General features: G+C 50.8%; 10 protein-coding genes and 1 pseudogene. 3 read left to right on the top strand and 8 right to left on the bottom strand.

The annotated features are described in order from the left end of the window. The first annotated feature begins 14 nt into the window (after window positions 1-14). Window positions 15-182, top strand: coding sequence for a hypothetical protein (locus JCM12296_RS39745; RefSeq protein ID WP_172683840.1), 168 nt, complete (start codon window positions 15-17; stop codon window positions 180-182). Between the two features lie 137 nt (window positions 183-319). Here the strand turns inward: JCM12296_RS39745 and JCM12296_RS10325 are convergent, their stop codons facing one another. Beyond that, on the bottom strand, window positions 320-847 hold the full coding sequence (locus JCM12296_RS10325) for a universal stress protein (protein ID WP_054692308.1): 528 nt from the start codon (window positions 845-847) through the stop codon (window positions 320-322). An 82-nt stretch (window positions 848-929) separates the two neighbouring features. After that, complete coding sequence (locus JCM12296_RS10320) at window positions 930-2195, bottom strand: Tm-1-like ATP-binding domain-containing protein (RefSeq protein ID WP_054692305.1); 1266 nt, start codon at window positions 2193-2195, stop codon at window positions 930-932. A gap of 1117 nt (window positions 2196-3312) precedes the next feature. Between JCM12296_RS10320 and JCM12296_RS10315 the strand changes: the two genes are divergently transcribed. Continuing rightward, window positions 3313-4245: a LysR family transcriptional regulator gene (locus JCM12296_RS10315; protein WP_172683839.1), complete on the top strand. Its 933-nt coding sequence runs from the start codon at window positions 3313-3315 to the stop codon at window positions 4243-4245. Window positions 4246-4255: 10 nt separating this feature from the next. On the opposite strand, the gene JCM12296_RS10310 is transcribed toward JCM12296_RS10315, so the two are convergent. From JCM12296_RS10310 to JCM12296_RS10280, 6 genes and pseudogenes are all read right to left on the bottom strand, one after another. Continuing rightward, window positions 4256-4843, bottom strand: coding sequence for an HD domain-containing protein (locus JCM12296_RS10310; protein ID WP_172683838.1), 588 nt, complete (start codon window positions 4841-4843; stop codon window positions 4256-4258). A gap of 97 nt (window positions 4844-4940) precedes the next feature. Further along, window positions 4941-5927, bottom strand: a complete 987-nt coding sequence (locus JCM12296_RS10305) for a phenylacetate--CoA ligase family protein (protein ID WP_054692296.1) — start codon at window positions 5925-5927, stop codon at window positions 4941-4943. Next, window positions 5924-6262 carry a phenylacetate--CoA ligase family protein gene (locus JCM12296_RS10300; protein ID WP_054692293.1) on the bottom strand — a complete coding sequence of 113 codons (339 nt, stop codon included), beginning with the start codon at window positions 6260-6262 and terminating at the stop codon, window positions 5924-5926. The genes JCM12296_RS10305 and JCM12296_RS10300 overlap by 4 nt, the downstream gene beginning before the upstream one ends. A gap of 80 nt (window positions 6263-6342) precedes the next feature. After that, entirely contained in the window at window positions 6343-7821 is a 1479-nt protein-coding gene (locus JCM12296_RS10295; protein WP_054692290.1) for an acetyl-CoA carboxylase biotin carboxylase subunit, read from the bottom strand. Then, window positions 7814-9607: a pyruvate carboxylase subunit B gene (locus JCM12296_RS10290; RefSeq protein WP_054692288.1), complete on the bottom strand. Its 1794-nt coding sequence runs from the start codon at window positions 9605-9607 to the stop codon at window positions 7814-7816. The genes JCM12296_RS10295 and JCM12296_RS10290 overlap by 8 nt, the downstream gene beginning before the upstream one ends. A gap of 66 nt (window positions 9608-9673) precedes the next feature. Further along, window positions 9674-10893 (bottom strand): annotated as a pseudogene (locus JCM12296_RS10280) (Tm-1-like ATP-binding domain-containing protein). A 402-nt stretch (window positions 10894-11295) separates the two neighbouring features. On the opposite strand from JCM12296_RS10280, the gene JCM12296_RS10275 reads away from it, so the two are divergent. After that, window positions 11296-12594: a Tm-1-like ATP-binding domain-containing protein gene (locus tag JCM12296_RS10275; protein ID WP_054692280.1), complete on the top strand. Its 1299-nt coding sequence runs from the start codon at window positions 11296-11298 to the stop codon at window positions 12592-12594. Window positions 12595-12685: the final 91 nt, after the last annotated feature.

Raw genomic sequence — 12685 nt, 5'->3', positions numbered from 1 at the left:
GGTAATGCGAACCCATGGTTGCCGCATGGCCGGGGAAACCACCAAACATGACCAAGCAAAAAACCGAGCCGATTAAAATAAATATTTTTTTGGCGCTTACGACCATGATTTCAAATTTCCTTTCTCGCGTTATTGTCAGCGCAACAAGAAGAATAATCGAAAGGCAATACCTGCTTGGCTGATCATAGACGCAGAACTGGTGATTTTACGTGCTCCTTCGTTGAAAGGAGCGCATTTTAATATCCTCGGTAATGATAAAATGTCTGTCTTCGGCAGATGCCCATCCCTCTTCTGGACGGGCACCGACCCAAGACGGTTTTTAGAGTTGGACAATGCCGGACGGTGGCACGACAATGACCGGAATCTTGGAACGTCGGATAACATCCTGTATCGTTTTTGAAACGTAGGATTCTTGCGGTGAACTTGCATGGGAGCTCAGTATGATCAAGTCGTTTTCTTGTTCTTGCGCCGTATTGATGATTTCTTCGACAACATCCCCTTTCTTGACCAAAATTTTGTCTTCCTGAACCGATCCTTCCGACCGCAAGGCTGAGAAATCTTCTGCAAGCTTGTTCAGCGCTGCTTTAACCAGGTCGCTTTCTTTGCGTTTGCCGATCAGTATCGATCGCGCATCCTGTTCGTGTTCACGCATGATTTCTTCATAACGCGCCTCGCCAAACAGATTTTTTATCCTTTTCTCCAATGAGACGGGTTGGGCAGCGATCACATGCAATAGTGTGATGTTGCCTTGGTAGGTATTGGCTAAATTAAGCGCATAGGAATAGGCATCCCGGCAGTCATTGGACAGATCGGTTGCAAATAGAATATTTTTATTTTCCCTGTTCATTCGTCACCTCATTCGACTCTCGTTAGCGTTGCCAACGTTTGATAGCGTATTGATCGGTAGGTTTCTGACCGGCTTGTCGACATCAGCCTTCGCATGCTTCCAAAGCGGGGACCTTTTCCTCTATGTCCGCAAAGTATTCGACGCATAGTTCTGCGATTCGAACCATGAACTCCAGGTCCTCCCAGTGACAGTCGAGAATTTCGAGGTTGATTTTGGGATCCAGCTTTTCTTTCAGTACGTTGATGAAGGCGGCTCTCCCTTCGGGATTGAAATACATTTTCCCTTCGCGATCATAGTTAAAGAAACCTTGTTTGGGAATGACGACGGCCACTTTCCCCTTGGAGACATTCAATCGGGTGCACATCAATTCCGCCGTCTTGATCATCTCTTCGATGGTGGGTTTCGCGGTTCCCAGAATTTCATTGTGTTCGATGGTAAACCGGCCCTGTTCCTTATAGGCGGGCATTTGCAAGGTGTTCATGGTGAAAACACCAATGGCGCCGGGTGCGACGATCGTCGGAATTCCAGTTTCCGCCGCGGCCATCAATCGGTTGCGCGAATGGCAGGCACCACCGGTCACTTCGTGCAGCAGTTCAAATGGACAAAGATCGAGCATCCCGCTGATAACCCCCTGCCGGATGAGGTCTTCGAGAATGCCGGTTTGCATGCTGACCGAATGCGCGATCGCAACCTTAAACCCTTTTTCCTCGAGTAATCGTTTGATCGGAGGAACACAAGAGACGACCCAACCGATTGCTGTCAGGCCGATCCATTTACCTTCTTCCAGTTTTTCTTCTTCCAGTACGATGTTGCTGATCGTTAATGCAGCCCGCTTGAGGTCTCTCTTTGACCATTGGTTGAGACCGAAAAAATCGGAGATGGGTTGGACCAGGATAACGTCTGACTTAATGAAATGGGGATGCAGATAGTCGGAAACCGCTACGGTGGAAATCAGTACCTTTGGGAACCCTACCGGCAGACATCGCAAGGAGCGCAAACCAATGGCGGTGCCCATGCTTCCACCAATGGCCAGGATGCCATCGATCCTTCCATCTTTGAAAAGGTCAAGAATAATTGCCTCGGCGCCCTTTGCCAGTTTTTCTACGGCGACTTCATAGCGCCCCGCCTTTGCGTCGGCAATCAGCTCCTCCAAAGAAGAACCGATCGACTCTGCAAGTTGCTGCCGCGTGAAATCCGGAGTAAAATTTTTGGGGTCTTCTTTTAACCCTAGATCAAGAACCAAACAGCGGATGCCTTTGGATTCGATGTATTCCTTCAAATATAGGATTTCATCGCCCTTGGTGTCACAGGTCCCGGTTACCAGAATTGCTTTCTGTCTGCTGTCCATACAGATCCTCCCCCATTGTTGGTGTCAAAATTGACAGTCCATTTTATCCCCGCTGTATCCCACCCTAGATCATCATCAGAATATCATCATCAGAGAGTAACCAACGTGTAGTAAAGTATACGGACCCAAATGCTGATTCGTGCTGTTTGTTGATTTCATCGGCCGAAATAGGGTTGGAGAAGAATGCATGATCGAAGCGGACTTCAACACCGCATTTGAATGTGACCGCATTTGTCGGATCCCTTAGCATGCCGATGATTTATTGCGAAATGAGGAAAGGATTATTTTCATCAAGTCCTCAGGTTGATCTGTTGGCGTGTAACCGTCTGATCCCAAATTTAACTAAAATGTTGCCAAAAAGTCAAATAAAAATTTATATAAATTAAAAAAAAATTTCAATTCATTTTATGTATAAGGCGCATCTGCCAGAATTTAATCTGAATTTATCATAATATACTGAAAATTAATGAAAAAAAATCTAATGGCGCAAAACTTGACAAACGTTTTCTAAGGAGAATAAAAAATGTAAAAACAAATAGTTAAGATTTGAATGGGAATTGAACGAAGAACGCCTCCCGTATTTTGCCGGTGAATTTGAATTGGATTAAATTCACGAATAAAGTTGAAAAAATGGAAACACAATTAAGGCGCCTTGAAATCGGTTCGGGGAAGCAGGATAATTTCGATGGGTCGTTTTTTGGCCGCCTTATATTTTTCCTTCCGACCGACCAAAAGTAAAACAAAGGCCGGCAGATCGCATCTCTTGCGATTTTCAATGTCCCTGGATAAATGAAAGTCAGTCATTTTATGATTTATAGTGTTGGTTTGCCCTTGCAAGGGCAATAAAAAAAAACTAAAATGCTGTTAACAATAGCTAAAAATTACATGAATACAGTGAGATAAAATATATCAAAAGGAGCCGCGGAGTCGTTTCATGGCGCGTAAATCCTAAAACGATGAATTTGCTTGTCAACAAGCCTTGGAAAAAGCCGGTCTGAAATGGTGGGACACTCGGCCGGTATTGAATCGGAACTGTCGATCCCTTTTTTGCCGACTGGAATGCGTAGCGTTACGGAAAGGGCTGCTGACACAACATCAGATAGTTGGTATTTTGAATTTGAATCTGAACCAGTTGAGGTACTTCAATACGGCGGCTAAATTCAGAAGTATTACCAAAGCTGCTGCCGATCTTTGTGTGTCACCGGCGGCGGTCACCTTGCAAATTAAGAATCTGGAGGAAAATACAGGTGTTAGACTAATCGTAAGATCTGGAAATACAATGCGGCTGACGGATGCCGGCAGTAAAGTTCATGAAAGAGTGCGTAGCATTTTCGAGCAACTCGAAAATTTGGAAGCATTCATCATGAACATTGGTGAGAATAAAGATGGGATTTTGAGGCTAGGTTGCTCGGAGACGGCCAATATTTATGTGATTCCGATGCTGATCAAAGCCTTTAAATCCATTTATCCAGGCATCAAGCTCGTTGTCGATCGCGGGCCTTCAAAAGATATGCTTGAGAGGCTGCTAAACAATAAAAATGAGTTGGTCATTGCTCAGTACGATCCCAACGACAAAAGAATGAAGATGCGCTACATGGGAAGGAAAGATATTGTCCTGGTTGCCGCGAAAAACAGCCGTTTATCGCCCAAGGACATTATTTCCGCCCACGAGCTGAATGAGATTCCATTGATTGTTCCGACTAACGGATCGGCCTCCCGGGAGATTATCATTAGCCGATTGAAAGAAGTCGGAGTGACGCCGAAGATTGTGATGGAATCATCCAGTATCCCGTTTATAAAAGATTTCACCTGTGCTGACGAAGGGGTCACTTTTTTTTGCAGGGATGTCGTATTGAAGGAGTTGGCTGCCGGCTTGCTAAAGGAAGTCCGTGTTTTGGATTTTACACCGACGATTGAATACGGCGTTGCTTATCTGAAACGCAGTAATTTGTCACAAGCCGCCTTGACCTTTCTCAGGATGATTAAAGAATTCGTGGAAAAAGGGGAATTCGAAAAAAGTGACGCCGGTTTAAACGTAAAATCGCCATGAGGTGGTAAAATTATAAATTTTCTAGACGGGAACGGCTTTCCGCCATGCGGTGACGGAGTTCATGGGTGGCCATTTTTCTTGAATCAGATAGAAAGAACCAGTTTTTTACACCATGCGATAACGCACCAAAAAGGTCTTTTGCTTCTGCGCCGTCTCCCCACTGCGGCCATATTGGCAGGAATCTTTTCGAAAAACGGGATAACTTGTCTCCGTCCTTCACAATTTTGTCATTTAACGACAGGGGCTGTCTACGACTATCGTGACCAATGATGATGGCGATAATTTCATCGATATAGGCACGGTCATAATTCACATCCCTCAAGATTAATTCGGCTATCAGCGCGCTGATCTCTTCATGGACCTTTATGGATTCCTTTTCACCGTCGGGGATCCGAATTTTTTGGGATACTTTTTCCGGTATTTTGGCCCATCCCGTATCGTGTAGGATGGCCGCCGGAATGACGATATGCCTATCTCCACCAACGGATTGCATCAATCGAAGGCAAAAACCGACGACTTCCACGGTGTGCAGCTCGTTGCTCATCACCTGGAGGTGGGGGCGGGCGAGTTGAAAAATCTCTTTTTCTTCGTTGGTCAATGGAAGCGGCATATATTGGGTGCTAATGCGTATTTTCCGTTCAAAGATCGGGGCATCCGCAAAGGCCCACGCACAGTGGGCCTTTGCGGATTGAGAACTATTCATACAATTTTTTTATCAATTGTGTTTTGTACTGATATTTCGGTAGCTCATCGACCAGCTCAACATTGGCCCTGAAGATCAGCTTCTCCCTGATGGTGGTTTCCAACTTCTTTTTGAGAGCCTCTCGATCGCCGGGATTTTCACCGACTTCGACTTTTAGTTTCAGCGGCGGCTCGACGACCGGGCCGGGTTTTTCGAGCTGAATTTCGATGGCACCGCTGACCTCCGGTTTCATGGCCGAAACCACATCGCGGATCGCCAGGGGGTAGACATTCACGCCAAGAATGGTCAACATGTCGTCGGTCCGGCCGATCACCTCGATACGAAAGCCGGTGCGTCCGCAAGTGCATTTGTCCGTTGTCAGTATGCGAACATTGTCTCTGGACCGATAGCGCAGCAGCGGCATGGCCTGCGAATGCAGCGCCGAATAAACCAATTCTCCTTCCGCGCCCTCGCGGATGGTCTTGCTTTCGAGCGTGATGGGATCGATCAGTTCGACATGCACATTTCCTTGAGCGATGTAATGCATGCCATGGCCGCGTTCCTCGACACATTCACCCCAAATGACACAGCTCATTTCCCCCATGCCCATGCCTTCGATGGCCGTGCAGCCAAAACCCTCCTCGATGCGGGATCGGACCAGGTTGGCGCCGCCCTCGGCACCGCCGATGATGGTCCGCAGGCCTAAGGATTTCGGATCGATGCCCTTTCTTTCCACTTCATCCAGAAAATAGGACCAGAACGAAACGGTGCCATGCAGGGCATCCGCTCCCTGGTATTGATACGCAGCGATACAGCGATCCACATTGAATCCAACGGGAATATTCGTTGCCCCGGTTCTTTCGATTCCTTCGCGGAAGGTGTCGGCAATGAACGGCGCCGTGGGGATATTGACCACCTTGCTCAGCGGTCTTACCCCGCCCATCCAGCAGACTCTGGCGATTGCCTCGGCATGCACGTCATGGATGTCATGATGCGTCAAGCCGATATAGGTCGCACGCCGGTGGTGCCGCTGGACGAGTAAACCCGCGACAACTGTTCTTCGGAGCAGGCGCGATGCCGGCCAACCGGGGGTGAAGACTGCTGAGCCTCGCGGAGTTCGTGTTTTTCGGTAAAGGGCAGTTTGACGATATCGTCCAGATTTTTAATTTTATCCGGCTGAATCTCTGCCTGATCGAATTTTTCCCGGTAGAGAGGCGAATGGTTGTACACATATTCAACCTGTCGCAAAAACCGGTCCTCGTGCAATGCACGCAGTCCATCGACGTCCAGGGTTTCCATCTCAGGGTTAAAGATATTTCTTTCACTCGTGCTCATAAATCCTCCATTTGTCAATTTACGGATGGTCGGCCATCTGCATGACGTTTGTTTCCGCCAGCCTAACCTTGCAAGGGGGGCTATTGACCGGCGGCGTTTTTCTGCAAAATGGCGGCTGCGGTAGAAGCCGCGATCAGGGCGGCCTTTTTTGCCTTGTCCTGAGACGAAATCAATTTGTCCGCCAGAGGCGTTTCGCTCTCTGTTTTCGCAACCATGTCGTCGAAAAGCGATTTTTCCTTTTCAATGAAATGCGTATCGATGTCACCGGCGACGAAACGCGGGTGATCCATGATGGCTTTGTGGAAATCGATGTTCGTTTTTACGCCGGTAATGATGTATTCATAAAGGGCGCGTTTCATCCGGGAGATGGCTTCGTCCCGATCCCTGCCCCAGGCAATCAGTTTGGAGATCATTGAGTCGTAAACGCTAGGAATGGTGTACGAGGCATACACGCCGCTGTCCACGCGGATACCCGTTCCTCCCGGCGACCGGTAGCTTTTTACCTTGCCCGGCGCCGGCGCAAAGTCGGCCAGGGGATCTTCCGCGTTGATGCGGCATTCAATGGCCCAGCCGTTTATCTTTACGTCGTCCTGAGTAAAACTCAGCGGCTCTCCGGCGGCCACGCGAATCTGCTCCTTGACGATGTCGATTCCGGTCACCATTTCGGTCACGGGGTGCTCCACCTGAACACGGGTGTTCATCTCCATGAAGTAGAACTCGCCTTCGGAGAAGATAAACTCGATGGTTCCCGCGCCCTCGTAACCTATCCATTGGGCCGCTTTTACGGCCGCCTCACCCATTTGCCGGCGGAGCTGGGGCGTCAGTGCAGGGGAGGGGGCTTCTTCCACCACTTTCTGATAACGCCGCTGGATGGAACACTCGCGCTCGTTCAAATGGACAACATTTCCATGTGAATCACCCAGAATCTGCACTTCGATATGCCGCGGATGGGTGACGTACTTTTCGATATACACGTCGGCCAGATTGAACGCCGCGGACGCGATGGTGCGGGAGTTCTCCAGGGCCTTGATGAGCTCGCTTTGGCTGTGGACAATGCTCATGCCGATGCCGCCGCCGCCGCCGGCCGGTTTGACGATTACCGGATAGCCGATTTCGCCGGCGATGCGCAGGGCCTCGTCATCGTCAACGGTCGGATCGTCCGTTCCCGGGACGATCGGTGTGCCCGCCTTCTGCATTTCATGGCGCGCGGCAATCTTGTTGCCCATCAGATCGAGCACGCGGCTCGACGGTCCGATGAACTTGATGCCTTCCTTTTCACATCGGTCGGCAAACCCACTGTTCTCGGCAAGGAATCCGTAACCGGGATGGATGCCGTCAGCCCCACAGGTTTTGGCGGTTTCAATGAGCTTGTCGATATTCAGATAACTTCTGCTGGCCGGTGCGGGGCCAATCAGGTACGCTTCGTCGGCGTACTTCGTGAACAGGGCCTTCTCATCCGCCTCGGAATAGACGGCCACGGTCTTGATCCCCACTTCCCTGCAGGCCCGCATGACGCGGATGGCGATTTCGCCCCGGTTGGCGATGAGAATTTTATTCATGGGTCGGCTCCACGATCATCAGGACGTCATCGGATTCAAGCATGTCGCCCTCTTCAAAAAAGATTTCCTTGACGACGCCGCCGTGGGGGGCGTTGACTTCCCTGAGCATTTTCATGGCCTCTAAGGTTGCCAGCGGATCGCCGGCGTTAATCGTTTGCGCCGGTGAAACCTTGATGGAAACGAGCGACCCGGCCATGTTCGGTTTGACGGCTCCGGGGGCGTCGGCCGCGCCGCGTTTGGGTGAATTACCATCTGCAGCGGCCACGGATGAGGCATCACCATCTTCCCCGCCAAGCCCCCTCACCGTCACATTGAATTCCTCGCCTTCAACGTCCACCAGAAATTGCATGGGGAAATTCATGGACATGCCGCCTGTAGCCTGTCCGGCCGCCGGTTGTGCCGGCCGTTTGGGCGGTGCCGATGCTTTTTTCTTTTCAGCAGCCTCGACTTTTTCGGCAAATTTTTTGGCATTCACCCCCGGGATCAGGAGTTGTAGCAGGAACTCGTCATCGGAGAGGTCCGGGCCCACCTCCTCGCGCAGCTGTTCGAGAGGCTTGTAGCGGTTGACCGGTTTCCAAGCCAAAATGGCCTTGGCTTCCGGAATGGATTTGATCCGTTCCATCAGGGAAGAATCGATCGGTCCCGGCGGTTCACCGTAGTGGCCGCTGATATACTTGATGGACTGATCGAGGATCCGTTTGTAGCGTTCGCCGACGATGCAGTTCTCAACGGCTTGGGCGCCGACGATTTGCGAAAACGGGGTGGCCATCACCGGATAGCCGAAGTCCTTGCGCACCTGGATCGCCTCCTGGATAAACTCGTCCAGACGGTCTTCGATTTTCAGCTCGCCCAGCTGGCGTTTCAAGTTGGTCATCATGCCCCCGGGAATTTGATGCTCGAAGTGGTATTCACTGTATTCCTGGGGGACACCGACAGGAAAACCGGCTTCCTGGGCAACGGTTTCGAAGTGTTTGCAGACCGCTTCAAGGGCTTCGTCATTGATGTCGTCGGTATATCCCAGGTGCCGGGTATTGGCCAAAATATTGGTGATCGATGGCAAGGATGTGCCATTGGCCAACACCGGAACCGCCGTGTGCAGGGTGTCTGCGCCGGCTTTAACCGCTTCGAGGTAGCAAAGCGGCGCCATGCCGACATTGCAATGCGAGTGGAATTCAACCGGTAGATCGCCGCAGTTGGCTTTGACCGCAGTGATCAGTTCCCGCGTGCGTTCGGGATTGATCACCCCCCCGGCGTCTTCGATCATGATACCGTCGACGACGTCCTTGATTTCCGCGATCAGGCGGGTCTTTTTGATCCAGTGGTCCTTATCGTGCACCGGACTGTAGGTGTACATCAGCGCCGGATAGACCTTGCAGCCCAGATCCTGGGACAATTTGGCAAAATTATAAAACCGTTCCATGTCGGTCTGGTAGTCGCACACCCAGAAGCTGTCCACCCCGTTGGCCGCCATGCGTTTGATCCAAAGGGCAATGGCGTCCTGTGGCGTATCGACATCAAACGAGGCCAGGCTGGCCGTCATATATGATCCGCGCAGGGGGGTCTTGGTGATCAATTGCGCCAGTTTGCGAATCCGGTCCCATGGATCTTCGATCAGATTGCGCACCTGGACGGTGATCCCCATGCTGCCGATGGTGGCGATTTCCTCATAGCCGACCTCGTCCATGGTCGGTGCAATGGGCAGGAGCATTTCATTGGTCATCAAATAGGCCCAGAGACTTTGCTGGGCATCCCTTATGGTTTGGTCGACAAATTTTATCTTGCGCATGGCTTTCCCTTTCGCTCAATATCCCATGTCCGTTTTGTTTATCCCTGCGTCGGTCAGATCAATGTATTATCCCATGAATGCTTCCAGGCTGGATACCAGTTTCTGAGCATACCCCATCTCTTCAAGGTTGAAGTCGACCTCTTCTACGATGATATCGGCGTTGAGGCGGCTTTTCAGCTCCTTGACGAACAGTTGATCCTGCTCCGGATCGTGCAGGATATCTCCTGGCTTGTCGATGGAGGACCACCCTTTGAGGGGAACCACCAGCTTAATCGGCCCCTTGGCGGCATTCATCTTCTCGGCATACATACGGGCGCCTTCGAGTAATTCATCTTCGGGAAAGCGGGTCATGGATCGGATGGCATCCATATGCCAGATCTTGCCAGAGGCCAGGTACTTCTCCCGGTTGAAACGCGTCGGGCCCACACCGGTCAAATTGAGGCAACAAGCGCCCATACCTGGGGAATGCCTCTCTCACCGGCCGCATCTAGCCTGTCAAAGCCAGCGGCGCGATTGCCCTTGTACTTCTCCTCGATCAGTCCCGCGGGTGTAATTTCAATCACACCGTCAAAAAAACCCTGGCCGATCAATTTGTCCATGGCGCGGTCGCTGATGCCTTGGGCATGGAAGGGAAAAACACTATATCCTTTTTCCTGGAGAAGACATTCCACATTTTTGGCGCATTGGTCTGAGAAACCGATTTGGGTGATGGCGATGGCAGGTTTGGGCAATGATAGGCTTCGATGATCAAAGCACGATTGGGCCATCCCGCAAATCGCACCTGCCACCTGGGAGATGGCGTTTTGAATCAGATCATTGGTGCCGGCAATCTCCATGATCAGCTGCATGACCGTGATGTCATTCGCATCGAACAATTTGGCGACATAGACCGGCATGGCCGCCGTGGTACCAATGACTTTGGGAATCCCGAAGGGTAGCTGGTCCATGATTCTGGCACCAATCAAGGCAATGCTCATACCACCGACAGCGACGATGCCATCCAGGGATTTTTCCGCCAAAAGGGCCTGAACCTTGGCAATGGCCCCCTGGGTCATCCATTCGGTGATTACGGAACGGTCATCGGCAGCAAAAATCTCCTGCATCGTTTTCCCCGACAGCGCGGCAACCTCATCCGGTGGGATGTCGGCGGGATAACGGGTTTGGCCGCCCATGCTGAGATCCATCAACAGCGGCTGATGGCCCAAAGCGGCAATTTTATCCCGTAGCATGATCAACTGCTCGCCCTTGGTGTCGGTGGTGCCAATGATGATAATTTTTTTTGCCATTGAAAGGACCTCTTGGTTCGAATCGGTTGAAGAAGAACGGTTTTTAATATTCATGACCTGAATTTTCTTCATTTATAGAGTTATGTTTCCAAACTGTCAACATAAATTATTTCCAAATTAGGATAAAATATCAACCTGTATATAATTATTATCAGATCATTGAGTGTAAAAATATAATAAAAACAAATATAAATATGTTGTTTTGGATGTTTCAGAGAAAACCAATGTCAATGATAAAAGTATCTAAAAATGAAAAAGTATTGCCGTTTACGAAAAAAAAGATGGCCTTTTCGAAGGATAATCTGGTATTTATCAAATTAACGGATTCGCCTGATCACAGTCAGAATCAAAAATGTCTATCGGGTAAACTTTTGCGTAACGGAGAAGGGGCGCATCGCTATCATGGCAATCATCCTGATCGGAATGCTGGACGAACGGGAACCCGCGCTACAACTGGCCATGAATGAGATCCAGGCCCGTGGCCATGAATCCATTTTGGTGGACATCAGCATCGGCAATGGGGCCATCACACCCGAACTCGAGCCTGATATCACGCGTCACCAGCTGGCCATCGCGGGAAGGACCCACATGGATGAGATCCTTCCATTGCAAGGCGCCGATCGTGAACGGGTGACCTCCATGATGGCCAGGGGGTTATCTCAACACCTAGGGACGATGCAGCATGCCGGGCAAGTAGACGGCGTCATCACCGTTACCGGTATGACGGGAATGATGATTTGCTTGCCGGCGTTAAAAATGCTTCCCTTCGGGCTTCCCAAGGTGATGATCACCCCGGCTTCCGCCATTCCGGCCTACGCAGGGCGACTGGCAAGCTTCTTCAGTGTGAGCGATATTACGGTCATGCATAGCGTTGTGGATACGGTGGGGCGAAATGCAATGGTCAATCGCCTAGTGGTCAACGGGGTGGGGGCGATTTGTGGCATGGCCGAGTCACATCTTTCCGATAATACGCCAAAGCCCGCCATTGCCATTACCGAATTCGGTTTCTGCGATGTTGCCGCACAGTTGATTCGTGAACGACTGGAATCGGCATTCGATATGGTTTCGTTTCACGCCACCGGCATGGGCGAGCGGGCCGCTTTTGACCTTATCCGCCAGGGACGGTTCGAGGCGTTTATTGATCTGGTTCCTGCAGGATTCAGTGAGTATCTTCTCGGCGGGAACCGGGCTTTGGGCCTGGATCGGTTCGACGCTGGCATCACGATGGGGAAACCTTATATTATAGCGCCCAGCGGTTTTGATATGATTGGCTGTGGTCCCATCGAGCGCCGGGACCAGGAGGACCCCCTCTGGATGAAGCGCCAACTGGCGTGTCGGCAACTTTTGATCCAGGATGCTATGCGGGTCCAGGCGAGAACCACGGTTGAGGAACTGCAGATAATCGCCCAGCAGGTAGCAGATCACTTGAATCGGTGCAAGCGGCCGGAACTGGTGAAGTTTTTCATTCCCAACCAGGGGTTCTCCTCGATGAGCCGTCCTGGTGCGGTATTGCACAATCCCCTTGCGGATCGGGCATTTATTGAGACACTGAAGCAGCATCTGGATCCAGCGATCGAGATTGTCAACGTGGATGCCGAGATCAACTCGTCTGTATTCGCCGATGCGGTCACGGAGGTCCTGCGCCGGATGATGTCAACTGTGCAAGTCTCTCCGTTGAGCGATGATCGTCATGACGATTGAACAGGGACACCGATCGAAGGTGTATGCTGGCCCATACCTGACAGCCGGCAGACCTTCTGGAATGACCGAAAGCATAAATGCGTCGTTGATT

The sequence above is a fragment of the Desulfosarcina cetonica JCM 12296 genome (genome assembly GCF_001311845.1).
Lineage (GTDB): Bacteria > Desulfobacterota > Desulfobacteria > Desulfobacterales > Desulfosarcinaceae > Desulfosarcina > Desulfosarcina cetonica.
The sequence above is the reverse complement of the archived record's forward strand: the minus strand, read 5'-3'. Positions and strand labels throughout refer to the sequence as shown.

Bases quoted from the DNA above. Each gene is read 5' to 3' on its own strand.
- JCM12296_RS39745 (WP_172683840.1), top strand. From the start codon at position 15: ATGGTTGCCGCATGGCCGGGGAAACCACCAAACATGACCAAGCAAAAA.
- JCM12296_RS10325 (WP_054692308.1), bottom strand. From the start codon at position 847: ATGAACAGGGAAAATAAAAATATTCTATTTGCAACCGATCTGTCCAAT.
- JCM12296_RS10320 (WP_054692305.1), bottom strand. From the start codon at position 2,195: ATGGACAGCAGACAGAAAGCAATTCTGGTAACCGGGACCTGTGACACC.
- JCM12296_RS10300 (WP_054692293.1), bottom strand. From the start codon at position 6,262: ATGAGCACGAGTGAAAGAAATATCTTTAACCCTGAGATGGAAACCCTG.
- JCM12296_RS10295 (WP_054692290.1), bottom strand. From the start codon at position 7,821: ATGAATAAAATTCTCATCGCCAACCGGGGCGAAATCGCCATCCGCGTC.
- JCM12296_RS10290 (WP_054692288.1), bottom strand. From the start codon at position 9,607: ATGCGCAAGATAAAATTTGTCGACCAAACCATAAGGGATGCCCAGCAA.
- JCM12296_RS10275 (WP_054692280.1), top strand. From the start codon at position 11,296: ATGGCAATCATCCTGATCGGAATGCTGGACGAACGGGAACCCGCGCTA.